This window comes from Micromonospora zingiberis, assembly GCF_004331455.1.
Lineage (GTDB): Bacteria > Actinomycetota > Actinomycetes > Mycobacteriales > Micromonosporaceae > Micromonospora > Micromonospora zingiberis.
The window spans coordinates 114,295-138,778 of the sequence record NZ_SJJR01000005.1; the positions used below are offsets into that span (position 1 = coordinate 114,295).

The window sequence follows — 24,484 nt, forward strand, 5'->3', positions numbered from 1 at the left end:
GTGGTCGCCCGCCCCGGTCCACCTGGAGGAGTGACATGCCGACCAGCCCGGCCCAGGTGCCGACGGTGCCCGCGCACGTGCTGCCGCACCGCACCCCCGCTCAACTGCTGGCAGTGGCCCGACAAGGGCTGGCCGAGGCCGCCCGGACGGGTCCTGACGGCCTCCGGTACGCCGCCGCCCATCTCGCGGCCCTGCGCGCCGCCGCCGCGGTGCTCGCCGCCCGGGCCCGCCCCGCACCCACCCGACGCGGCCGGATCACCAGTGTCTGGGTCCTGCTCGCCAGCGTCGCCCCCGAGCTGAACGAGTGGGCCAGTTACTTCGCCGTCGCTGCCGGCAAGCGGGCCGCCGCCGAGGCCGGCATACCCCGGGTGGTCACCGCCCGGGAGGCCGACGACCTGCTGCGCGCCGCCGAGGAGTTCGTGGCGGTGGCGGAGTCCGCACTCGGCCTGGCACACCAGCCGGCGATCGACGGTCTCGTCGCCTGAGTCGCGGCGTCCGGTCACCACCGGCGGGACCCAGGGTGACCGGACGCCGTCCGGCGTCCGTCCTTATCTGATCAACGACAGCACCATCCCCGGGCCGGTGCCCGGGGCGACACGACGGGGGTAGATCCGATGGCGGGCCGCATGGTCGTCGGTTCCGCCGCGCTGGCTGAGCTGGTGCGTCCGGCCAGCGCGCCCGACCCGGCGGGCGGGCACCGGATGCTGCCGGTCCGACCCGAGTTGAGTGGGCTGCTGCCCGGCCGAGGGCTGCGGCGCGGCAGCACCATCGCGGTCGGCGCCGGGCAGCACCGGCACAGTGGCACCACGTCGCTGCTGCTCGCCCTGCTCGCCGAGGCGTCCCGCGCCGGTTCGTGGTGCGCGGTGGTCGGCATGCCGACCTTCGGTGCCGCTGCGGCGGCCGAGGCCGGGATCGTCCTGGACCGGCTCGCCCTGGTGCCGGAGCCCGGGCCCGAGTGGCCCACCGTGGTCGCCGCGCTCATCGACGGGGTCGACGTGGTGGTCACCGCCGTACCGGCCACCGTCTCCGCCTCCGTCGCCAGCCGGCTGGTAGCCCGGGCCCGGCAGCGCGGCAGCGTGCTGGTGCCGTACGGCCGCTGGGACGGTGCGGACGTGACGCTCCAGGTGGTTCGCGGGATGTGGGAGGGGATCGGATCGGGGCGGGGACGGCTGCGTCGCCGCGAGGTGACCATCTCGGCGCGCGGTCGCGGCGCGGCCGCCCGACCCAAGGAGGTCAAGGTCTGGCTGCCCGATGCCGAGTTGACCCGGGTCATCCCCCGGTCGGCCGGTGTCGGCCGACCGGTGCCCGGGCTGCTGCGGGTGGTGGCGCCGGCATGAGCGACCAGTTGCGCGACGCCCGTAGGGGGGTGGGTGCGGGTGTCGCCGGCAGGGTGGTCGGTGCTGAGCGGAGACTGCTGACGAGCGCCGGCCCCGCGATCCAGGCCCGCCGGGCAATGGTTCAAGCCCGTCGGCCGACGGTCCAAGCCGGTCGGTCGGCGGGCCAGACTGGTCGGTCAGCGGGCGGGGGTGACCGGCCGGCGGGCGGGGTCGGCACCGTGCCCGTCAGCAGCCGTTGCGCGTGCACCCTGCCACAGCGCCGCGGCGAGCCAGAGCAGCCCGGCGCCGAGCAGCACACCGTGCCCGATCCGGACGGCCGCCGGGGTGAAGAACTGCGGAAGGAAGAGCAGGAAGCCCAGGGCGAACGGCACCCCACTGAGTCGGGGCAGCAGGTCGCTGCGCCAGACGGCCACTGCGGCGAGGGTGGCGCCGACGGCGAGTGCCAACAGGCCGGCGGCGAAGGTGGCGACCGCGACCGGGCCGTACCGTACCTGGTCGGCCAGGGCGAGCAGGTCGATCTGCGGGTCGACGGCGGCCCGAGTGGCGATCGCGTGCAGGCCGAACGCCTCCGCGCCGTAGTAGGGCAGCACCAGTCCGGCACCGACCGTGCTGGTGACGAAGGCGGCGACGGCGGTGCGGCCCGCCCGGGTGCCGGCGACGGCCTGGGCGAGGGCCAGCAGGCCCAACGGCACCAGGATGAACCCGATCATGGCGAAGACGTGCGAGGGCACCCAGGTGCTGGCGGACATCGCGGCGATGGCGCCGGCCACGGTGGACTCGTCGTGCCAGGGCCGCAGGGCGGGGTAGAGGACGAACAGGGCGGCTGCGGCGGCGAGGGTCGCGGCGCCGAATCGGATTCGGTTCATTGCGTACTCCTTGACGGTCGTGAGCTCAGGCGCGACGGAGAGGGTTGGCTAACTGCCGTAGCCCGAAAGCTAATGCAATTAGCTTTCGGGGTCAAGTGGCGGGCACGTGATGTGACGCGGGCCGCGCGGCCCGCGTCGGGCGGCAGCCCCGTCGGGCTCGGGGAACCCGGCCCGCCACGACCGACGGGATGCGGTGCGCTGCCAGGCCGGCGGAGGACGCGATCAACGGGGTACGGCGCCACCCAGGCGCGCAGGCCGGCCAGGTGGGATTCGCGGTCGCCGGGTCGACGGGGTCGCTGGTCGCTGCGGGACAGCAGGTGCGGAGGATGACGCGGACCCTGCTGCTCTGGTGTCCGGACTGGCCGGTCCTCGCCGCCGAGATCGTCGACGGGGTGCCAGCCACCGGGCCGGTCGCGGTGCTCTACGCCAACCGGGTGGTCGCCTGCTCCGAGCAGGCCCGCGCCGAGGGCGTCCGCCGAGGACTGCGCCGGCGGGAGGCGCAGGGGCGCTGCCCGCGGCTCACCGTCGTCGACCACGATCCTGGCCGGGACGCGCGGGCCTTCGAGCCGGTGGTGGCCGCGGTCGAGGAGGTGGCGGTCGGAGTCGAGGTGACCCGCCCCGGCGCCTGCGCGCTGGCCGCCCAGGGTCCGAGCCGGTACCTCGGCGGTGAGGAGGCGGCGGCAGAGCGGATCGTGGAGCAGGTCGCCCAGAGTTGCGCGGTGGAGAGCCAGGTCGGCATCGCCGACGGGGTTTTCGCCGCCGGGCTGGCCGCTCGGCAGGGGCGGATCGTGCCGCCCGGCGGGACAGCGGAGTTCCTGGCCGCCCAGCCCGTCGAGGCGCTCGGCCGGCCCGCCCTGGCCGATCTGCTGCGCCGGCTCGGGGTGCGTACGCTCGGTGACTTCGCCGCGTTGTCCGCCGGTGACGTGCTGGCCCGGTTCGGCTTCGACGGGGCGCTGGCCCACCGGCTGGCCGCTGGCCGGGACGACCGCCCGCTCGCGGTCCGGCGCCCGCCCGCCGACCTGACGGTCACCGCCGACCTCGACGAGCCGATCGAGCGGGTCGACGTCGCGGCGTTCGCCGCCCGGACACTGGCCGAGCGGCTGCACGAGCGGCTCGCCGGTCACGGGTTGGCCTGCACCCGGCTCGGCATCGAAGCGGTCACCGCGCACGGCCAGGAACTGCACCGGGTCTGGCGGCACGACGGTCTGCTGACCGCGGCGGCGATCGCCGACCGGGTCCGCTGGCAACTGGACGGCTGGCTCACCGGCGCCCGCCGGGGCGGACCGCCTCGGCCCACCGCCGGGATCATCCGGCTGCGGCTGGTGCCGGACGGGCTGATCGCCCAGGCCGGTCTACAGGCCGGGCTGTGGGGAGAGGCCGGCGAGGAGCGCGAGCGGGCGCACCGGGCGCTGAGCCGGGTGCAGGGCCTACTCGGACCCGAGGCGGTGGTCACCGCCGTGCTCGGCGGCGGACGGTCACCGGCTGACCAGGTACGTCTCGTCCCGTGGGGCGACGAGCGCCGGGCTGGCGTTGGTGGGTCAGCCGGGTTCGGTGGGCGGCGGGTGGGCGCCGGGGCGGCCGTACCGTCCTGGCCGGGGCGGCTGCCACCGCCCTCACCGGCGGTGGTGCTGCCCACCCCGCTCGCCGCGAACGTGTGGGATGCCACCGGTGCGCTGGTGGTGGTGAGCGCCCGGCTGGCGGTGAGTGCCCCGCCGGCCCGGCTGGCCGTCGCCGCTACCGCCCAGTCCGGGGCCGTCGCCAGCATCACGACCGCGGCCGAGATCGTCGGCTGGGCCGGCCCGTGGCCGGTCGACGAGCGGTGGTGGGCTCCGGCCGAGGCCCGCCGCCGAGCCCGCTTCCAGGTTCACCTGGCCGACGGCACCGCCCTGCTGCTCGCCGTCGCCTCCACCCAATGGCTGGTGGAGGCGATCTATGACTGACGTGAATCTTGGTACGAAACGGCCCTCCCGGGGGCCGAAACGTACCAAGATCGTGACGGCGGGGTGCGGACGATGAGCTTCCACAATCCCCGGATGCCATGGTCGGAGTTGGAGCGGGTGCTCTCCGGGCGGGCGGCCGGCGGAAAGGGCAGCGCGGGCGGGAAGGGGCGGCGGCACCTGCATGTGGTGGATCCGCTCGCGGTCGACGCCGACGGGGGTGACTCGCCGGCCTGGAGCCGGCGCCGGGAGCACTACCAGCCGCCGGAGCTGACCCGGCCCGACGGGGTGGTGCCGTACGCCGAACTGCACGCACACACCAACTTCAGCTTTCTCGACGGTGCCAGCCATCCGGAGGAACTGGTCGAGGAGGCGACCCGGCTGGGACTCACCGCGCTCGCCGTCACCGACCACGACGGCTTCTACGGTGTGGTGCGTTTCGCCGAGGCGGCCCGCGCCCTGGACCTGCCGACGATCTTCGGGGCGGAGTTGACCCTCGGTCCGCCCGCCCCGCCGGGGAAGCCGGGGGGACGCAACGGCGTACCCGACCCGCACGGCAACCACCTGCTGGTGCTGGCACACGGCCACGAGGGGTACGCCCGGCTGGCCGCGACCATCGCCCGCGCCCAGCTGCGCGGCGGGGAGAAGGGCCGCCCGGTCTACGGCGAGCTGGAGGAGGTCGCCGAGCACCTGCGCGACCACGTGCTGGTGCTGACCGGTTGCCGTAAGGGGAACGTGCCGGCCGCGCTGCTCACCGAGGGGGTCGACGCGGCGGCCCGCGAGCTGGACCGGCTCACCGCGCTGTTCGGCGCGGAGACGGTGGCGGTGGAGCTGACCGACCACGGGCACCCGGTCGACGGCGACCGCAACGACGCCCTGGCCGAGCTGGCCGCCGCCGCCGGGCTGCCCACCGTGGCCACCAACAACGTGCACTACGCCGCCCCGGGGCGGCGTCGGCTGGCCACCACCCTCGCTGCGGTACGGGCCCGGCGCAGCCTGGACGAGATCGACGGCTGGCTGCCCGCCGCCGGCACCGCCCACCTGCGCAGCGGCGCCGAGATGGCGACCCGGTTCGCCGCGTACCCGGGTGCGGTGGCGCGGGCCGCCGAGTTCGGCGCGGAACTCGCCTTCGACCTCCAACTCGTCGCGCCGCAACTGCCGGCGTACCCGGTGCCACCCGGGCACACCGAGATGAGCTGGCTGCGGCAGCTCACCGAGACCGGCGCCCGGGAACGCTACGGCCCGCGCGAGGCGCACCCGCAGGCGTACGCGCAACTCGACCACGAGCTGAACATGATCGAGGAGCTGGGCTTCCCCGGCTACTTCCTGGTGGTCTACGACATCGTCGACTTCTGCCGGCGGGCGGACATCTACTGCCAGGGTCGGGGCTCGGCGGCGAACTCGGCGGTCTGCTACGCGCTGCGGATCACCAACGTGGACGCGGTCCGGCACCGGCTGCTGTTCGAGCGCTTCCTGGCCCCCGAGCGCGACGGCCCGCCCGACATCGACGTGGACATCGAGTCCGACCGTCGGGAGGAGGTCATCCAGCACGTCTACGCCCGGTACGGCCGGGAACACACCGCCCAGGTGGCGAACGTGATCTCGTACCGGCCCCGGTCGGCGGTGCGGGACGTGGCCAAGGCGTTCGGCTTCTCGCCCGGCCAGCAGGACGCCTGGAGCAAGCAGATCGACCGGTGGGGCGACGTGGCCACGGTGGACGTGCCGGAGATCCCCGAGCAGGTGATCGCGTACGCCAACGAGTTGCAGACGTTCCCCCGGCACCTGGGCATCCACTCCGGCGGCATGGTGATCTGCGACCGGCCGGTGATCGAGGTCTGCCCGGTGGAGTGGGGCCGGATGCCCGGCCGCAGCGTGCTCCAGTGGGACAAGGACGACTGCGCCGCCGTCGGCCTGGTCAAGTTCGACCTGCTCGGCCTGGGCATGCTCTCCGCGCTGCACTACGGCTACGACATGATCGGGATGACCCTGGATCTCGGCGACATGACGCTGGAGGACCCCGAGGTCTACGACATGCTCTGCCGGGCCGACTCGGTGGGAGTGTTCCAGGTGGAGAGCCGGGCCCAGATGGCCACCCTGCCCCGGCTGCGGCCCCGGACGTTCTACGACCTGGTGGTCGAGGTGGCGCTGATCCGGCCCGGCCCGATCCAGGGCGGCTCGGTGCACCCGTACATCCGGCGCAAGCGCGGTCAGGAGGAGGTGACCTTCCCGCATCCGCTGATGCGCAACGCGCTGGAGAAGACCCTCGGCGTACCGCTGTTCCAGGAACAGTTGATGCAGCTCGCCATCGACCTGGCCGGCTTCGACGCGGCCGAGGCCGACCAACTGCGCCGGGCGATGGGTGCCAAGCGGTCGGTGGAGCGGATGGCGAAGATCGCCGACCGGCTCTACGGCGGCATGGCGGAGCGCGGCATCACCGGCGAGCTGGCCGACGACGTCTACCGCAAGCTCACCGCGTTCGCCAGCTACGGCTTCCCGGAGAGCCACGCGATGAGCTTCGCCTACCTGGTCTACGCCAGTTCCTGGCTCAAGCGTTACCACCCCGGGCCCTTCCTGGCCGCGCTGCTCAGCGCCCAGCCGATGGGCTTCTACTCGCCGCAGACCCTGGTCGACGACGCCCGCCGGCACGGGGTGGAGGTACGCCGCCCGGACGTCAACGCCAGCGGGGCGAAGCCGGTGCTGGAGTCCACCCCGGACACCCGGTGGGGTAGCCAGCCGGGGGAGCCGCCGCACGCCTGGGGGCTGGCCGGCCCGGCGGTGCGGCTGGGACTGTCCAGCGTGCGTACCCTCGGCGATCCGGTGGCCGAGCGGATCGAGGCCGAACGGGCGGCGCACGGGCCGTACCGTGACATGCCGGATCTGGCCCGGCGGGTGGGTCTGACCGCCGCCCAGCTGGAGGCGCTGGCCACCGCGGACGCCTTCGCCTGTTTCGGGCTGACCCGGCGGCAGGCGCTCTGGGCGGCCGGTGCGGCGGCGCAGGACCGGCCCGACCGGCTGCCCGGCACGGTGACCGGCGCGACGGCACCGACCCTGCCCGGCATGGAGGCGGTGGACCGGCTGGTCGCCGACGTGTGGGCCACCGGTCTGTCCCCGGAGAACCATCCGGCCCGGTTCGTCCGTGCGCAGTTGGACGCTCTCGGCGCGGTGCCGATCGACCGGTTGGGTCGGGTGGAGCCCGGTCGGCGGATCCGGGTCGGTGGGATCGTCACCCACCGGCAGCGTCCGGCGACCGCCGGCGGCGTCACCTTCCTCAACCTGGAGGACGAGACCGGCATGCTCAACGTGACCTGCTCGCCGGGGCTGTGGCAGCGGCACCGGCGGGTGGCCCGTACCAGCGCGGCCCTGGTGGTACGGGGCCGGCTGCAACGGCACGAGGGGGTGGTCAACCTGGTCGCCGACCGGCTGGACGCGATCGAACCACCGGTCAGCCCCGCCTCCCGCGACTTCCGCTGACCGGCATGCGCCGCCGGGACCTCGCCTTCTGCCGGCGTGTGCCGCCCAGGGACCTCGGCGCTGAACGGCGCGCCGCCCGGGACCTCGGCGTTGAACGGCGCGCCGCCCCGGGGGCCGTGCCTCGCCTGACACGAACGGCAGCACAGGCCCTAGGCTCGACCGGGTGGAACAGACCCCGAATCTGGCCGGGCCGCCGCTCACCCCCCGTACCGCCGTGGTCTGGTCGGTGCTCCGCGCCGAGCTGGACCGTCGGTCCACCGCCGAGCTGACCGTGCTCGACGTGGGCGGCGGTACCGGCGGCTTCGCGGTGCCGCTGGCCCAGGCCGGGCACCGGGTCACCGTGGTCGATGCCAGCCCGGACGCGCTCGCCGCGCTCAGCCGCCGGGCCGCCGAGGCCGGGGTGGCCGATCGGGTACGCGCGGTGCAGGGCGACGGTGACGCGCTCGCCGGGCTGGTCGAGCCGGCCAGCGTCGACCTGGTGCTCTGCCACGCCGTACTGGAAGTCGTCGACGACCCGGTGCCGGTGGTGGCCGCGCTGGCCGGTGCGCTGCGTCCGGGCGGTGCGGCGAGCGTGCTGGTCGCCGGCCGGTCGGCGGCGGTGCTCGGCCGGGCGATGAACGGTCACCTCGACGTGGCCGCCGCGCTGGCCGCCGACCCCGACGGCACCGCCGGGCCCCGGGACACGCTGCGTCGGCGGTTCGACGCCGAGGGCGCCGCCGCGCTGCTGACCGCCGCCGGCCTCACCGTCGAGGAGATCCACGGCGTACGCGTCCTCGCCGACCTGCTGCCCGCGGCCGTGGCGGACGGCCAGCCGGCAGCCCTGGTCGAGTTGGAGCGGACGCTGGCCGCCCGGCCGCCCTGGCGGGACGTCGCAGCACAGCTGCACCTGTTCGCCCGCCGCCCGGCATGACCGACCCGGCCGACCGGGTCACCCCCGACGCCGTGCCCCTCCTCTCTCCGGTGGTGCCGGAGTATGGCGGGAGGAGCTTGGCCGACGTGCTGCCCAGCGCGCTGGCCGTGCTCGGGGTGCCCGGCGCCGCCGACCTGCTCGGGCTGGCCGGTGAGCTGGCCGGGGTACGTCGGATCGCGGTGCTGCTGGTCGACGGGCTCGGCTGGTACCAGATCCCGACCGCCGCGCCGTACGCGCCGACCCTGGCCGGGTTGACCGCCACCGTCGGCCAGCCGCTCACCTGCGGTTTTCCCTCCACCACCCCGACCAGCCTGGTCACCCTGGGCACCGGTACGGCCTCCGGCGCGCACGGCGTGCTCGGCTTCACCCTGCGGGTGCCCGGCACCGACCGGGTGCTCAACCACATCGAGTGGTTCGGCGAACCGCCACCGCTGCGCTGGCAGCCGGTCACCACCCAACTGGAGCAGGCCCGTGCCGCGGGCGTGGCGGTGACCGTGGTGAGCCGGCCGGAGTTCGGTGGCACCGGCCTGACCGTGGCCGCCAACCGGGGAGGCGACTACCGGGGTGCCACTGGCGTCGACGCGCTGGCCACCACGATGCTGGCCGCCCTGACCGCCGGGAGCGGGCCGACCCTGGTCTCCGGCTACCACCCGGACGTGGACCGGCACGGCCACCTCAGCGGCGTCGACTCGATGCCCTGGCGCGCGGCGGTGACCGAGGTGGACGGGCTGCTGGCCCGGCTGGTGGACGGGCTGCCGCCGGACGCGGCGCTGCTGGTCACCGCCGACCACGGGCAGCTGGACGTGCCGGCCGGGGACCGCTTCGACCTGGACACCGACCCACGGCTGACCGCCGGGGTGCGGGTGGTCGCGGGCGAGCCCCGGGTGCGCTACCTGCACGTCGCCCCGGGCGCCACGGAAGACGTACGGGCCGGCTGGGCGGGTGTGCTGGGTGCCGCCGCCCGGGTGCTGACCCGGGACGAGGCGGTGGCCACCGGCTGGTTCGGGCCGGTGCCCGAGGAACACCTGCGCCGCATCGGCGACGTCGTGGTGGTCTGCAACGACACGTACGCCGTACTGGCCAGCCGGTCGGAGAGCCCGGTGCTGTCCCGGCTGGTGGCCTTCCACGGCGCGGACACGGCGGCCGAGATGACCATCCCGCTGCTGGTCGTGCGGGGCTGACCGGCCGGGGATGTCGGTCGGGGGCGCTAACCTGCCCCGGTGGGCCGCAGCCAGTCGCTACCTCGGGGCGGTGATCCCCGGTTCGGGCCGGACGCCGACGACACCGGCTGTCCGATCCTGCACGTCGACATGGACGCCTTCTACGCCTCGGTGGAGGTGCGCCACCGGCCGGAGCTGCGCGGTCGGGCAGTCGTGGTCGGTGGGATCGGTCCCCGTGGGGTGGTCAGTTCGGCCAGCTACGAGGCCCGAAGGTACGGCGTACGCAGCGCGATGCCCACGATGCGGGCCCGCGCCCTCTGCCCGCACGCGGTCTTCCTCCCGCCGGACTTCACCCGCTACTCGGCCGCCTCCCGGGCGGTCATGCAGATCTTCCGTGACGTCACCCCGCTGGTCGAGCCGCTCTCGCTGGACGAGGCGTTCCTCGACGTCGCGGGCGCCCGGCGGCTGTTCGGCTCGCCAGCGCTGATCGGTCGTCGCATCCGCGAACGGGTCGCGGCGGAACAGGGGCTGACCTGCTCGGTGGGGGTGGGGCCGAGCAAGTTCGTCGCCAAGCTCGGGTCGACCCGGGCCAAGCCCGACGGGTTGCTCGTCGTCCCGGCCGCCCGGGTGCTGGACTTCCTCCATCCGTTGCCGGTCTCGGCGCTGTGGGGGGTGGGCGAGCGCTCCGCCGAGGCGCTGCACCGGCTCGGCCTGCGCACCGTCGGTGACCTCGCCGAGGCGCCGATCGGCATGCTGCGTACCGCGCTGGGCCAGGCCGCCGCCGCGCACCTGCACGAGCTGGCCTGGGGGCGGGATCCGCGTCGGGTGAGCCCGGAGCAGGTGGAGAAGTCGATCGGCGCGGAAGTCACCTTCGACGTCGACGTGGACGATCCGGAAGGGATCCGCCGGACGCTGCTCGCCCTGGCCGAGAAGGTCGGCGCTCGGCTGCGCGACGCCGGTCAGGTGGGGCGGACCGTGTCGGTGAAGGTGCGGATGTCCGACTTTCGCACCGTCAGCCGGTCCCGCACCCTGGACGTACCCACCGATGTCGCGCGGGAAATCTTCGACACGGCCTGGTCTCTGTTCACCGCCCTGCCACCCGGTGAGCGGATTCGTCTGGTCGGCGTACGGGCGGAGGGGCTGCACCCGGCGGACGCCACACCCCGGCAGCTCACCCTCGGCGAACCGGAGCGGGGATGGCGCGAGGCGGAAATCGCCGCGGATGCCGCAGCTGCCCGTTTCGGGCGATCCATCATAGGACCGGCCAGTCTTCTCACCGGCCGCGATCCGCAGCGAAAGGAAAATCCGACCCGGCCATAGGTCGTCCCGCTTTCCGACGCGCGAGGCCCCTCGTAGACTTGCGGGTAAGCAGCCGGTTGGCTGCCACGGTCTGTCGGTCCGACCGGACCGACCAACGTGACCGGGGAGGAGTGCCGTGCCGCTCTCGGAGCACGAGCAGCGGCTGTTCGAGCAGATCGAGCGGTCGCTTGCCGAGGACCCCAAGTTCGCCTCGGCCGTGCGCGCCAGCGATCCGCGCTTTCACGCGCGGCGTCGCCTGCTCGTCGCTGCCGGCGTGATCATCGCTGGCCTGGCGTTGTTGGTATATGGCGCGGTGATCAAGACTCCGCCGCTGGCAGTGGCGGGATTCGTTGTCATGCTGGCCTCGGCCGCGTTCGCGGTGCAGTCGCACCGTCGGTCGCAGTCGCCTGACCTGCACGTTGTCGGGGGCACGGCGAGTCGTCGTCGTTCCCGCGGTCGTGCCGGCCGGCGGCCGGGCTTCATCGACCGGATGGAGGACCGGTGGCGGCAGCGCCCGGAGGGACACCGCTGAACCGGCCCCGTCAGCCTTAGGGCGGCGGGCCGCGTCCACCGGCCCCACCGGACGGTTTCCTGCGCTCGATCGACCCCGCGTCGATCGAGCGGTTCGCCGTTCCCAAAACCCCCCACCGCCGTCCCGACCTGAACACCCCACCCACCCCACCCACCCCACCCACCCCACCCACCCCACCCCACCCACCCCACCCCACCCCACGCCGACCGCGATCTTGCACTTTCGGTCTGGACATAAACGCTCAAAACACCCATTTCGGCGACCGAAAGTGCAAGATCGACGGGGTGGGGTGAAGGGTGTGGGGTGAGGGTGGGGTGAGGGGTGAGGGTGTGGGGTGGTGAGGGCGGGGCGGGCCGGTGACGGTGGTTCGTCGCCGGCCCGGTCCGCTCAGCGGCTTGCGCGGTTGGCGATCAGTCGGCGTGGGTTGAACCGGAGCAGCCGGTAGCGGAGCTGCCCGCCGGCGGCCACCAGCCGCGCGGAGGTGTCCGCGATGGTGGTTCGCCAGCGGCCCAGCACGGACGGCGGCAAGACGGTCGCCATCAGCCGGGTTCGCCGGTCGGCCTGCCCGGCGAGGGCGCCCCGCACGGTCCGCAGGGCGGCCGGCAGGGGCTCTCCGGTCAGCGGATCCCGCGCGTAGCGGGCCCGCTCTTCGGCCCGCCCGAGCAGGCGTACGGCCGTGCCGGCCGCAGCATCGGTGCCGACGGAGTCCCGGGACAGCCGGTCGGCGGTCGCCCGGGGGGTTTCCGTCGGGTCCACCCGGACCCGGTAGTCGACCAGCGTGTCGATCAATTCGTCCCACGCGGCGTGCGCGTCCGCGCGGGCCCGGTCCGGATCGGTGCTGACCACCACGCTCGGCTGGCCTGCGGTGGCGGAGTCCGCGTCCGGCGGGTCGACCGTCCGGGCGACCGGGGCCAACCGCCCTCGCCGTCGGCGCAGGGCGAGCCGGCGCAGCGCCGGTACGGCGAGCAGGGCGAGCAACGCCAGCAGGCCGGCGACGGTCAACCAGGGCCAGGGCGACGTGCGCCCGGCCGGGGTGTCGGAACCGGTGCCGGCACCCGCGTCGAGCCCTTCCTCGAACTGGTTCGGATCGCGATCGGGCGCGGCCGTGGGGTCGGTCTCGTCGGGCGTGTCCGACGTGCCGTCCTGCGGCGTCGTCTCCTCCGGCGCGTCGGTGTCCGGTGCCCAGGCCGACCGGGTCGAGCCGGGCACCCCGTAGCTCGGGGTGGCGTCGAACGGCACCCAACCGATCTGGTCGAAGTAGACCTCGGTCCAGGCGTGCAGGTTCCGGTTGGTCAGGGTGAGGGTTTCCCCGCTGCGCCGGCTGCCGTTGGTGAAGCCGAACGCGACCCGGGCCGGGATGCCGGCGTCGCGCACCATCCAGGCCAGCGCGGCGGCGTACTGCTGGCAGTAGCCGGCCTTGTTCTCGAGGAAGTCGAGGATCTGCTGGCCGCTGGTGCCCTCCTCGGTGCTCAGCTGGTACGTGAAGCCGTTGTCCTCGGAGAAGTAGTCGTAGATGGCCCGCACCTTGTCGTACTCGGTGCGCTCGCCCCGGGTCAGCTCCGCGACGAGGGCTCGCACCTCGGGCACGTCCGGGGTGACGGTCTGCTGCCGGCGCAACGGCAGGTCGGCCGGCAGCGGCTGCGCCGAGCGCAGCGCCTGCGGGGTGTACGTCGACCGCACGTACTCGAACGAGAACTTCTTGCCCCGGGAGTCGTCCCGGTTGGAGAAGAGCACCTGGAGGTTCGGGTCGTAGAACCAGTTGCTGCCCAGGTCATCGAAGTTGGCCGGCTCGGCGTAGAACGGCAGCAGCGGCATGTTCAGCTCGCGGGACACCTCCACGGTGGCCTGGTGCCGGGTCCGCTCGACGCCGGGCCGTGGCCGCTCGGCCGGCTCGGGCAGGTCACCGGTGGCGCGCTGGCCGTTGGGTCCGCGGACCCGGAAACCGTTGGCCCGCAGGTCGTCGGCGACCCCGAAACGCAGGTAGAACGGCTCCTTCTCGGTGGTGGTGACCTTCACCAGGTCGGTCACCCGGGACTGGTTGAGTTCTCCGCTGAGCGCGGCGAACAGGTCCACCCGGCCGGGGGAGTTGCCCAGCCCTGGGCCGCCGAGGCCGGATCCCACGCCGGAGTTCAGCGTGTTCATCAGGCCGACCGTCATGCCCGGCACGGCCAGCGGCACCAGTACGGCCAGCGCCAGGCCCACCACGGCCAGCCGTCGCCCGGCGGCGGCCAACGGCGAGGCCTCCCACACGTCGACGTCGCGGCCGTCGCCGGTGAACCGTCGGCCGAACCGGCGGACCCGGTCCACGTTGTCCGTCACCAGCAGCCAGAGGAAGCCGGCGGCGCCGATCGCGAACGGCACCGGCGGGACGCTGTCCACGTAGACCGCCACCGGCACCGAGTAGATGGCCAACATCGGCAGCCCGGCCAGGGCGGGCCGGCGCAACCCGACACAGAGCACGTCCACCAGCACCGCCACCGCACCGATGCCGAGCACGGTGACGAACAGCAACGGGTCGGTGTCGGGGACCTTCACGCCGTAGGAGCGCATGTCCTCGACCGAGCCGGTGAGCAGCTCGGCGAAGTGCCCGAAGGTGCTCGGCGTGGGCAGGATGGCCAGCAGCTCGGCGCCGCTGGGGAACAGCCAGGTCAGGGCGAGCGTGAGGCCGCCCAGCATGGCGAGGACCTGGGCCCACAGTGGGGTCCGGCCGAGCCGGGCCAGCGCCGCGCAGGCGGCCACCGCGGCCACCGCGATGACGGCCTGCACCAGCCACGTCCAGCGTTCGAAGATGGCCGACAGGGGCGCGGCGGCGAGCAGCGTCGCCGCGGCGGCCACCAGGCCCAGGTTCCGATGGGCGATCATGAGGGGGACCTTCCGTTCATCGCACGCCGCCGGCCACCGTCTCGGCCATCGCCGCCCGCAGGGCGAAGCCCTGGGAGCCCCGGCCGGCCTGCGGCCAGAGCGCCGGTAGCCGGCCGCCGTGGTCGACGCCGATCACCCGCCAACCGGACTGGAGCAGGACCAGCGCGGCGGCGTCGTGTGCCTGGTCGGCCTCGGCCCGCGCTTGCGCCGGCAGGTTGAGCCAGGCCGAGCTGTCCAGCAGGAAGCACACACAGGTGGCGTTGTTGGCGCGCAGCCCGGCCAGCAGTTCCGCCTCGGCGGTGCTCAGCGACCCGAACAGGCCGATGATCAGGCCGCCGTCGGAGCGCTGCCGGACGTGCTGCATGAGGGTGGTGATCTCGACCCGTTGGTCCATCCGGACCTCCGCGAGATGGTCGAGCAGCAGACCGTCGCCGGCGCCCTCGCCCCCGTCGACGTCCGCGCCGCCGCCGGTGACCAGGCGCAGCTTGTAACCGGCCTGGCGCAGGTGGACGGCGATGCTGGCGGCGGCCGAGACGGCCCACTCGAAGCTGGCCGTCGGGCCGTCACCGTGGTGGCCGTACGCCCGGGTGTCCAGCAACACCGTGGCCCGGCTCTCCCAGGGTTGCTCCTCCCGCCGCACCATCAGCTCGCCGGTGCGGGCGGTCGACTTCCAGTGCACCCGGCGCAGGTCGTCGCCGCGCCGGTACTCCCGGGTGGCCGCGTCGTCCTCGCCGTGCACGGCGACCGAGCGGGCCCGGCTCTCGCCGCTGCCGGTGTACTCGCCGGGCAGCCGTACCGACGGCAGTGGCACCACCTGCGGTACGACGGTGAGCCGGTCGGTGCCGGGGAAGGCCCGGCTGAGTTCGCACAGCCCGAACGGGTCGGTCATCCGGACGATCAGCGGGCCCACCTCGTACCGGCCGCGTACGTCGGCCCGCACCGTGTACGCCACCGAACTGGCCTGGTGCGCGCCGAGCCGCTCCAGCACCACCCGGGGACGGCTGCCCAGCGCGTACGGCAGCCGGTCCTCCAGCAGCAGGGTGCCGGTGGGCAGCCGGGACATGTTCTGCAACCGCAGCACCACCCGGGCGCTGGCGCCGACCGGCATCCGGTGCGGCTCCAACGAGCGGTGGCAGGCCAGCTTGTACCGGCTGCGCCCGACGTAGAGGGCGGCGAGCAGCGGCAGTACGGCCAGCAGCACGGCCACCCGGAGCAGGTCCTTCTCGCCGAGGATGCCGGCGGAGATGGCCGCGGCCACCGCGGCGGCCAGAAACGAGCGGCCGCGGGTGGTCAGTCCGCGCAGCCCGTCCCGCACCTCACGGCCTCCGCGGCTCGAACGGGGCCCGACCGTTGCCGGCCGGCGGCCGGTTTTCGTACGGCGAGCGCTTGCGGTCGTGCGGCAGCGGCAGCCGGTGCACGATGTCGGCGATGATCGCGTCGGTGGTGCGCCGGGCGAGTTGGGCGTCGGCGGTGGGGATGAGCCGGTGCGCCAGCACCGGTACCGCGAGCACCTGGAGGTCGTCCGGCAGCACGTAGTCGCGCCCGTCGAGGGCGGCCACGGCCCGTGCGGTGCGCAGCAGTTGCAGCGTGCACCGGGGGGACGCGCCGAGCCGCAGGTCGGGCGACTCGCGGGTCGCGGTGACCAGGTCGACGGCGTACTGCTTGACCGCGTCGGCGACGTGCACCTGCCGGACGTGCCCGATCAGCCGGCGTACCGTGTCGGCGTCGGAGACCGGCCGCAGGGCCGGCAACGGGTCCACCGCGCCGTGCCCGTCGAGCATGGCCAGCTCGGCAGTGGGATCCGGGTAGCCCATGGCGATCCGGGCGGTGAAGCGGTCCCGCTGCGCCTCCGGCAGCGGGTACGTCCCCTCCATCTCGATCGGGTTCTGGGTGGCGATCACCATGAACGGCGTCTGGAGCTGGTACGTCACCCCGTCGACGGTGACCTGCCGCTCCTCCATGCACTCCAGCAGCGCGGACTGGGTCTTCGGCGAGGCCCGGTTGATCTCGTCACCGACCACCAGGTTGGCGAAGACGGCACCCGGCCGGAACTCGAAGTCGTGGGTCTCCTGGTTGTAGACGCTGACCCCGGTCACGTCGCTGGGTAGCAGGTCGGGGGTGAACTGGATGCGCCGTACCGAACAGTCGATCGACCGGGCCAGGGCCTTGGCCAACTTGGTCTTGCCGACCCCCGGCACATCCTCGATGAGCAGGTGACCCTCAGCGAGCAGGACGGCCAGGGCGAGCCGCACGGTGGCGGTCTTGCCCTCGATGACCTGTTCGATGTTGGTCACGATCGCGTCGCTCGCGGCGCGGAACTCGTCGTACGGCAGCAGACCGCCAACTTCGTCCCAGGTCTGTTGTGTCACGGGCCTCCTCCTCGTCGCCGTCACGGCAGCTCTGTATAGAGCACCTGGCCCCGCCGTTGGGTTCGCGACGTGCGAGCCTCGTCTGCCGCAGCAATCTCACTGGCCTCTCAGGCTAACCATGTTTGTCGCAGACGCCGACCGCCGCAGGTGTTTGAGTGCTTACGCAGCGATTTGTCATTCACCGAACGCATGTCAGCGATAGTGCGGGGTAGTGCCCACCGTTATGCGGTCGCACTCTTCTGTACGGGAGAACCATCGGAATGGTTCGGTGTTGGACGGCGGGCGGTGGCCGCGCGGTCGATGGCGGTACACTGCCGGACATGGCCGGAGTCTTCCTGCTTCTTACCGAGCCGTGCTGATGCGCTGAACGCGCGACAGCACGGCGGCCCCTCCTGCGTGAGGGGCTTTTTCGTGCCCGCCGCCGGTCCCCCGGGCGGGCCGGCGAGACAGACCCGGGACCAGCCAGCACTCCGACAGACTCGGCCGAGCGACGCGAGGAGAACGCCATGAGCGAGCCGACGAGCGACACCCCACCGTTCCGGTACACCGCGACGCTGGCCGACGAGATCGAACGCCGCTGGCAGGACGTCTGGGAACGTGAGGGCAGCTTCCACGCGCCGAACCCGTCCGGCCCGTTGGCCGACCCGGCCCACCCGCGTTCCGGCGCGGAGAAGCTGTACGTGCTGGACATGTTCCCGTACCCGTCCGGCGCCGGCCTGCACGTGGGGCACCCGCTGGGCTACATCGGCACCGACTGTTTCGCCCGCTACCAGCGGATGGCCGGGCGCAACGTGCTGCACGCGATGGGCTTCGACGCGTTCGGCCTGCCCGCCGAGCAGTACGCGGTGCAGACCGGCACCCACCCGAGGACCACCACCGAGGCCAACATCGGGCGGTACCGGGAGCAGCTGCGCCGGCTGGGTCTGGCCCACGACCAGCGGCGTTCGGTGGCGACCATCGACACCGACTTCTACCGCTGGACCCAGTGGATCTTCCTGCAGATCTTCAACTCCTGGTACGACCGCGACGCCGGTCGGGCCCGCCCGATCAGTGAGCTGATCGCCGAGTTCGCCGGCGGTACCCGGCGTACCCCGGACGGTCGCCCGTGGGCCGACCTGTCACCCGCCGAGCGTCGCGCGATCGTCGACGACCACCGGCTGGCGTACGTGTCGCAGGCGCCGGTGAACTGGTGCCCCGGCCTGGGCACGGTGCTGGCCAACGAGGAGGTCACCGCCGACGGCCGCTCCGAGCGGGGCAACTTCCCGGTCTTCAAGCGCAACCTGAAGCAGTGGATGATGCGGATCACCGCGTACGGCGACCGGCTGCTGGACGACCTGGACAAGCTGGACTGGCCCGAGCCGATCAAGCTGATGCAGCGCAACTGGATCGGCCGGTCGCAGGGCGCACACATCTTCTTCCCGGCCGTGACCCCTGATTCCGGTGCTGCGGGCGAGGCCCGCATCACTGTTTTCACCACCCGGCCGGACACCATCTTCGGCGCCACCTACATGGTGCTGGCCCCCGAGCACGAGCTGGTCGACACCCTGGTGCCGGCGGCCTGGCCGGAGGGCACCCGGGAGGCGTGGACCGGCGGGCACGCCAGCCCCCGGGCCGCCGTCGAGGCGTACCGCAAGGCGGCGGCGGCCAAGACCGACGTCGAGCGGCAGGCCGACACCAAGGAGAAGACCGGCGTCTTCATCGGCGCGTACGCCACCAACCCGGTCACCGGCGGGCAGATCCCGATCTTCATCGCCGACTACGTACTGGCCGGCTACGGCACCGGCGCGATCATGGCGGTGCCCGCCCAGGACGAGCGGGACTGGGAGTTCGCAGAGGTCTTCGAGCTGCCGATCGTGCGTACCGTGCAGCCGTCGGAGGGCTTCGACGGCAAGGCGTACACCGGGGACGGCCCGGCGATCAACAGCGCCGCGCCCGAGCGCGGCCTGGACCTGGACGGCCTGGGGGTGGCCGACGCCAAGGCCCGGATCATCGCCTGGTTGGAGGCGAACGACGCCGGTCAGGGCGCGACCACCTACCGGCTGCGGGACTGGCTGTTCAGCCGGCAGCGCTACTGGGGCGAGCCGTTCCCGATCGTGTACGACGCCGACGGCGCCGCCATCGCGCTGCCCGAGGAGATGCTGCCGGTCGAGCTGCCCGAGGTGGACGACTTCTCCCCGCGCACCTTCGATCCGGAGGACGCCGACAGCGACCCGGAGACGCCGCTGTCACGCCGCCGCGACTGGGTCGAGGTCGAGCTGGACCTGGGTGACGGACCCAAGCGGTACACCCGGGAGACCAACGTGATGCCGCAGTGGGCCGGCTCCTGCTGGTACGAGCTGCGCTACCTGGACCCGACCAACGACGGACGGTTCGTCGACGCGGAGAACGAGCGGTACTGGATGGGGCCGCGCGGTGAGGGCGACTGCGGCGGCGTCGACCTGTACGTCGGCGGTGCCGAGCACGCCGTGCTGCACCTGCTGTACGCCCGGTTCTGGCACAAGGTGCTCTACGACCTGGGCCACGTGTCGTCGTACGAGCCGTTCCGCAAGCTGTTCAACCAGGGCTACATCCAGGCGTACGCGTACACCGACGCCCGGGGCGCGTACGTCCCGGCCGAGGAGGTCGCCGAGCGGGACGGCGGCTTCTTCCTGGGCGACGTCCAGGTCAACCGCGAGTACGGCAAGATGGGCAAGTCCCTGAAGAACGTCGTCACCCCGGACGAGATGTGCGAGGCGTACGGCGCCGACACCTTCCGGGTGTACGAGATGTCGATGGGTCCGCTGGAGGTGTCCCGCCCGTGGGAGACCCGGGCGGTGGTCGGCTCGTACCGGTTCCTGCAACGGGTCTGGCGGGCCGTCGTCGACGAGCAGACCGGCGAGTCGCGGGTCACCGACGAGCCGGCCGACGAGGCGACCCGGCGGCTGCTGCACAAGGTGATCGACGGCGTCCGGGGCGACATGGAGGGGATCCGGTTCAATACCGCGATCGCCAAGCTGATCGAGCTGACCAACGGGGTGACCCGGCTGAACCGTACGCCCCGCGAGGTGGCCGAACCGCTGGTGCTGATGCTGGCCCCGGTCGCCCCGCACGTCGCCGAGGAACTGTGGCGCCGGCTGGGCCACGACACCTCGCTGACCTACGCCGACTTCCCGGTCGCCGATCCGGCCCTGCTGGTCGCCGAGACGGTCACCTACCCGGTCCAGGTCAACGGCAAGGTCCGGGGCCGCATCGAGCTGCCCGCCGACGCGACCGAGGACGACGTCCGGTCGGCCGCGCTGACGGCCGTGGCCGGCGTGCTGGCCGACAAGGAACCGCGCAAGGTCATCGTCATCCCCGGCCGCATGGTGTCGGTCGTGGTGTGAGATGTAAGGAAGGGGCCCTTGTTAACGCCTCGCGTATAGCAGGGGCCCCTTGTTAACGCCCGACGATAGGTAGCAACGCCCCGCCCATGGTCGGGTTCGATCCGGGTTCGGCGCCGGTCATCCCTGAGCAGTCGACGGGTACGGGAGCCCACCGGCAAGGTACGCCGGTGCGGGTCCGGTGCGGGCCCGTGCTGCGGCGGGTACCCGTGGGGCGACATTGGCGGGAAGAAGACGCGCGGCGTGTTCCGGCGGCACGAAGGCCACGTCCTCCAACTCCTGACCGGACAGGTGAATATCACCGAGCCCGGCGAGCATGCCGCAGTCGAAGGTGAAGTGGACGAGGGCACGAGGCCGCGGGCCGGTGGGAGGCGTCCTGGCCGAGATTGCCCGAGGGCGGCCCGCACCGGCCGGCGTGGCGCGGCTGGCCGCCCTGGTCGGCCTCACCCGGTGACCCCGGTTGCGGCGAGTCGCGGCGAGTGGGGAGCGCGGGTGGGCGCCCGCACCGACGCTGTCGACAATTTCAGGGAAAGTGCTGCCTCAGGCCCGCCGGGAGGCAGCACTTTCCCTGAAGTTGTGCGGATCTTGGTGGGCTCGGAGGGCGAGGGCGAGGGTGGGGGTGGGCTCGGAGGGCGAGGGTGGGGGTGGGGGTGGGGTGGGGTGGGGTGAGGGGCGTGCTCGGGTTAGGTGGGGAGCGCGGGTGGGTGCGGTCAGGTGGGGTCGGGGTGGCGGTGCCGGCGTTCGGCGCGCCACCAGCGGGTGAGCAGGACCGCGCTGGCGATGAAGCCCAGCGCGGCCGGGGTGGCGGCGAGCCAGTTGACCTCGCCGGGGCTGGTGGCGGCGGCGCCGACCGCCGCGTAGCCGAACGCCGTCGGGGCGGAGGCGATCACGCTGCCGACGAGGAACGGCAGGATCCGTGCGCCGGTGGTGCCGTAGCCGTAGCTGACCAGGCCGAACCCGGAGATCGGCAGCAGCCGTACGGTGATCACCCCGAGCACGCTCTGCCGGGTGAACCAGCGATCCAGCCGGGCCAACCGGCCCCGGACGCGCTCCGCGACGAAGTCACGCCCCAGCAGCCGGCCCACGACGAAGCCGATCGCCGCCGCCAGCAGGGCGGCGCCCAGCGCGTACGCGGCACCCTCCAGGGCGCCGAAGACGGCGCCCGCGGCCAGGGTGATGAACGTACGCGGGACCAGCGCCACCAGCAGCAGGGCTCCGCCGAGGATGCCGGCGACCGGGGCGAGGCCGCCCAGCTGGTCGCCGAACCGGGGCAGGGCCGTCGGGTCGGGGTGCGGCACCAGTAACAGCGTCACCCCGAACCCGGCGAGCAGGAGCAGCAGCAGGAAGAACCGGACGACCGACGGCCTGACGGCGACCCGGGACCCGTGCGGGTCCGCCGATCGCCTCTTGTCGAGCAGCCGTCGGACGGCCGGGATCATGGCCGGGCGGCAGCGGCCACCGCGGCCCGACGTTCGGCCCGCAGCCGGTCGGCCCAGGTGTCGTCCAGCGGCGGCAGCTGCTGGGCGCCGGTGGCCCAGCGCAGCAGCAGGTCGGCCAGGGCCGGATTGCGGGCCAGCGCCGGCCCGTGGGAGTACGTGCCGAGCAGCTTGCCCCGCCATGCCCCCTCGGTGGCGCCGTCGTTGCCGATGCCGGCGGTGACCCGGGCCAGCGGGGAGACCTCGGGGCCGAGCCGGGTCCGGCCGCCGTGGTTCTCGAAGCCGGTCAACGGCGGTACGCCCAACCGGGCGTCGATGTCACCGGCGAGTTCGCCGACCGCGCGCGTCTCACCCCGGTCGGAGCTGAGGTCGAGCAGTTCCAGGCCGCGGTACTGGGTGCCCTTGGCGAAGAACGAGGTGCCGAGCAGCTGGTAGCCGGCGCAGACCCCGAACACCACCGAACCCTGGGCCACCGCCCGGTGGAGCCCGCCGTCGGCGAGCAGCCGTTGTGCCCCGAGCGCCTGCGGCCCGTCCTCGCCGCCACCGATCAGGTAGATGTCGGCGGTGGTGGGCAACGCCTGGTCGGAGCGGACCTCCAGCACCTCGATGGGGAACCCGCGCTGGCGTGCCCGCCGGGCCAGGATCAGCATGTTGCCCCGGTCGCCGTAGGTGGACAGCAGGTCGGGGTAGATCCAGACGATGCGCAGGGTCTCAGTTGACACGGTCCAACTCCGCTCGGATGTCCTGGAACGCGGTGTAGTTCGCGATGACCTCCAGCCGCCCGGGCGGCACCGCCTGGATGGCCTCGTCGAACGTGCGTACGTGCTGGAAGGGCACGTCGTTGACGTCGAGGCGGACCGCCAGGTCGTACGCCCGGTCGCCGGTGATCAGCACCTGGCGTCCGCGCAGCGGGGCGAAGTCGACGTCGAACAGCCACGAGGTGTCCAGCCCGTCGGGATCCCGCGCGTTGATGGACAGCAGTGTCGGCGCCTCGTCGGCCATGTCGAACGCCTCCAGCCAACTGGCCGGGTTCTTGGCCAGCAGCAGCCGGACCGTACGCCCGTCCCGAACGACCTGGGCGTACCGGCCGGCGACCGAGGTGACGTCGGCCAGGCGGGGGACCGCGTCGAACGGGCGTACCCCGAACTCGGCGGCGAGGGCCAGCGCGGTGGCCGCGTTGCCGACGTTGACCTTGCCGGGGAGCTGGAGCTTGACCTTGTACCAGGCGCCGGTCGGGTCGACGACGCCCTCGTCGTCCACGGTCCACTGCGGATCCGGCCGGCGCAGCGGGCAGCCGGTGCACCACCACTGCTCGCCGGAGCGCTGGATGGTGGACCCGCACTCGGGGCAGACCCAGGAGTCGTCGTGCCAGCGCTGCCCGGCGGAGAACCAGGTGACGTGCGGCGGGACGATCCGCTGGTCGTGGCTGGCCGGCGGGGTGGCCGCCCAGACCACCATCGGGTCGTCGGCGTTGGCGACGATGCGGATGTCCGGGTGGCGGATCAGCGCCGCGCGCCAGAGCTGCGCCATCATGGCGACCTCCTTGGCGCGGTCCAGCTGGTCGCGGGAGAGGTTGAGCAACGCCACGACGTGCGGCTCGGTCGCCTCGATCACCTGCGCGAGGTAGTGCTCGTCGACCTCCAGCACGGCGTACGGGGTGCTGCCCGCCTTCGCCAGGGCGGAGGTGTGGCCGGTGGGCATGTTGGCGCCGAACGAGTTGGTGGCGACCCTGCCGAGCACGCCGACCGCCGCGGCGGCCAGTCGGGTGGTGGTCGTCTTGCCGTTGGTGCCGGAGACCAGCGCGATGGCGCGTCCGGCCGATAGGTGGGCCAGTAGGTCCGGGTCGATCTTCAGGCCGAGCCAGCCGCCGATCACCGAGCCGTCGCCACGGCCCGCGGCCCGCGACAGCGCCGCAGCGGTCCGAGACACGGAGCTGGCCACCTTCGCCCGCAGGGGCATCCTCGCGTCTGTCACGCGAGCGAGGTTACCGGACCACGGCAGGGGTCAGATCGCCGATCCGTTCGGGTGGCCTTTGTCGGCGATGCGGCCGGCGCCGCTCGGCCGGCCGGAGTCGATCTATGTCGGATAGCGGACCGGGCCCGGCCGCCCGTCCGGCCCTCCACTTCGCTCCACCCCGGCTGACGTGCGGTTTTGTCGTCCGGCGCGGCGCGCCACGCGGTCGAATCTGGTTGCGGGTGGAGGGAAGTGGAGTAGAGTGGGGCGCATTGGTGAGGCCGGGAGGGCCCACCGGCCCGGGGGGTCAGCGGCGCGCGAACGCCGCTAAAGGGCGAGGGGGTTGGGCCGATGTTTCTCGGCACCCACACCCCACGCCTGGACGACAAGGGCCGGTTGATCCTTCCGGCGAAGTTTCGGGATGAGCTGGCGGGGGGTGTCGTGATCACCAAAGGGCAGGAGCGCTGCCTCTACGTCTTTCCGACGCCTGAGTTCCAGCGAATCGCGGAGCAGTTGCGTGCGCAGCCGATGACACACAAGGCCGCTCGGGCCTACAGCCGGGTCTTCTTCGCCAGCGCACACGACGAAGTGCCCGACAAGCAGGGCCGGGTGACCATCCCGGCGCACCTGCGCAGCTACGCGGCGCTCGACCGGGACCTGGTGGTCATCGGCGCGAGCACCCGGGTGGAAATCTGGGACAAGGTCGCCTGGGAGACCTATCTCGCCGAGAGCGAAGACGACTTCGCCGACATCGAGGAAGGGGTGCTGCCCGGCGGTCTGTAGGGCGTGACGACGCCCGACGTACTGCGAGATCTCCAGCCGCTTTCGAGTTCCTGGCATCCCTTCCCCGGTGCCAGGCGCACGATCCGACACGGAGGGCCGTGGCCTGACGAGCGGGCGGGGAGCGGATGGGGATCTGGCGGTACGACGGCACGGCGTCGTCCGACGAACAGGACGCGGATAACCAGTTAGGTCAAGCCAGTGGGGGTCGAC

Annotated in this window: 17 protein-coding genes; 10 read left to right on the top strand and 7 right to left on the bottom strand. The window is 73.2% G+C overall.

Annotated elements, in window-relative coordinates; translation table 11 throughout:
• Positions 1-35: 35 nt before the first annotated feature.
• On the top strand, positions 36-485 hold the full coding sequence (locus E0H26_RS10010) for an SAV_6107 family HEPN domain-containing protein (RefSeq protein WP_131303302.1): 450 nt from the start codon (positions 36-38) through the stop codon (positions 483-485).
• A gap of 129 nt (positions 486-614) precedes the next feature.
• The gene (locus E0H26_RS10015; RefSeq protein WP_131303303.1) at positions 615-1,337 is read left to right on the top strand and encodes a hypothetical protein; all 723 of its coding nucleotides are present in this window, start codon (positions 615-617) and stop codon (positions 1,335-1,337) included.
• A gap of 176 nt (positions 1,338-1,513) precedes the next feature.
• Here E0H26_RS10015 and E0H26_RS10020 read toward each other — a convergent pair whose 3' ends face one another.
• Positions 1,514-2,203 carry a hypothetical protein gene (locus tag E0H26_RS10020; protein WP_131303304.1) on the bottom strand — a complete coding sequence of 230 codons (690 nt, stop codon included), beginning with the start codon at positions 2,201-2,203 and terminating at the stop codon, positions 1,514-1,516.
• A gap of 326 nt (positions 2,204-2,529) precedes the next feature.
• Between E0H26_RS10020 and E0H26_RS10025 the strand changes: the two genes are divergently transcribed.
• The 6 genes from E0H26_RS10025 to E0H26_RS10050 all read left to right on the top strand — a co-directional run bounded on the left by E0H26_RS10025 (position 2,530) and on the right by E0H26_RS10050 (position 11,512).
• Positions 2,530-4,143: a Y-family DNA polymerase gene (locus E0H26_RS10025; RefSeq protein WP_131303305.1), complete on the top strand. Its 1,614-nt coding sequence runs from the start codon at positions 2,530-2,532 to the stop codon at positions 4,141-4,143.
• Positions 4,144-4,215: 72 nt separating this feature from the next.
• The gene (locus E0H26_RS10030) at positions 4,216-7,611 is read left to right on the top strand and encodes an error-prone DNA polymerase (protein WP_131303306.1); all 3,396 of its coding nucleotides are present in this window, start codon (positions 4,216-4,218) and stop codon (positions 7,609-7,611) included.
• A 163-nt stretch (positions 7,612-7,774) separates the two neighbouring features.
• On the top strand, positions 7,775-8,521 hold the full coding sequence (locus E0H26_RS10035; protein ID WP_131303307.1) for a methyltransferase domain-containing protein: 747 nt from the start codon (positions 7,775-7,777) through the stop codon (positions 8,519-8,521).
• Positions 8,518-9,702, top strand: coding sequence for an alkaline phosphatase family protein (locus E0H26_RS10040; protein ID WP_131303308.1), 1,185 nt, complete (start codon positions 8,518-8,520; stop codon positions 9,700-9,702). Before E0H26_RS10035 ends, E0H26_RS10040 begins: the two co-directional genes overlap by 4 nt.
• Before the next feature lie 39 nt (positions 9,703-9,741).
• The gene (locus E0H26_RS10045; RefSeq protein ID WP_131303309.1) at positions 9,742-11,001 is read left to right on the top strand and encodes a DNA polymerase IV; all 1,260 of its coding nucleotides are present in this window, start codon (positions 9,742-9,744) and stop codon (positions 10,999-11,001) included.
• Between the two features lie 115 nt (positions 11,002-11,116).
• On the top strand, positions 11,117-11,512 hold the full coding sequence (locus E0H26_RS10050) for a DUF3040 domain-containing protein (RefSeq protein WP_131303310.1): 396 nt from the start codon (positions 11,117-11,119) through the stop codon (positions 11,510-11,512).
• A 387-nt stretch (positions 11,513-11,899) separates the two neighbouring features.
• Here the strand turns inward: E0H26_RS10050 and E0H26_RS10055 are convergent, their stop codons facing one another.
• The 3 genes from E0H26_RS10055 to E0H26_RS10065 are packed head-to-tail and all read right to left on the bottom strand — an operon-like array spanning position 11,900 to position 16,743.
• Positions 11,900-14,374 carry a transglutaminase TgpA family protein gene (locus tag E0H26_RS10055; protein WP_131303311.1) on the bottom strand — a complete coding sequence of 825 codons (2,475 nt, stop codon included), beginning with the start codon at positions 14,372-14,374 and terminating at the stop codon, positions 11,900-11,902.
• 16 nt (positions 14,375-14,390) lie between these two features.
• On the bottom strand, positions 14,391-15,689 hold the full coding sequence (locus E0H26_RS10060; protein WP_131303312.1) for a DUF58 domain-containing protein: 1,299 nt from the start codon (positions 15,687-15,689) through the stop codon (positions 14,391-14,393).
• A 1-nt stretch (position 15,690) separates the two neighbouring features.
• Complete coding sequence (locus E0H26_RS10065; RefSeq protein WP_131303313.1) at positions 15,691-16,743, bottom strand: AAA family ATPase; 1,053 nt, start codon at positions 16,741-16,743, stop codon at positions 15,691-15,693.
• A gap of 506 nt (positions 16,744-17,249) precedes the next feature.
• Between E0H26_RS10065 and leuS the strand changes: the two genes are divergently transcribed.
• Positions 17,250-20,105 (top strand): leucine--tRNA ligase, encoded by a 2,856-nt coding sequence (gene leuS / locus E0H26_RS10070; protein WP_131303314.1) that lies wholly within the window; start codon positions 17,250-17,252, stop codon positions 20,103-20,105.
• 707 nt (positions 20,106-20,812) lie between these two features.
• On the opposite strand, the gene E0H26_RS10075 is transcribed toward leuS, so the two are convergent.
• Genes E0H26_RS10075 through E0H26_RS10085 form a run of 3 tightly spaced genes read right to left on the bottom strand, consistent with a single transcriptional unit; the run spans position 20,813 to position 23,497 of the window.
• Positions 20,813-21,541 carry a TVP38/TMEM64 family protein gene (locus tag E0H26_RS10075; protein ID WP_131303315.1) on the bottom strand — a complete coding sequence of 243 codons (729 nt, stop codon included), beginning with the start codon at positions 21,539-21,541 and terminating at the stop codon, positions 20,813-20,815.
• A complete protein-coding gene (locus E0H26_RS10080; RefSeq protein WP_131303316.1) occupies positions 21,538-22,260 on the bottom strand; it encodes a type 1 glutamine amidotransferase in 723 nt (240 codons plus the stop codon). Before E0H26_RS10080 ends, E0H26_RS10075 begins: the two co-directional genes overlap by 4 nt.
• Positions 22,250-23,497, bottom strand: coding sequence for a Mur ligase family protein (locus E0H26_RS10085; protein WP_131303478.1), 1,248 nt, complete (start codon positions 23,495-23,497; stop codon positions 22,250-22,252). Before E0H26_RS10085 ends, E0H26_RS10080 begins: the two co-directional genes overlap by 11 nt.
• A 345-nt stretch (positions 23,498-23,842) precedes the next feature.
• Here E0H26_RS10085 and mraZ point away from each other — a divergent pair, with 345 nt between their 5' ends.
• Positions 23,843-24,274, top strand: coding sequence for a division/cell wall cluster transcriptional repressor MraZ (gene mraZ / locus E0H26_RS10090; protein ID WP_131303317.1), 432 nt, complete (start codon positions 23,843-23,845; stop codon positions 24,272-24,274).
• Positions 24,275-24,484 lie beyond the last annotated feature (210 nt).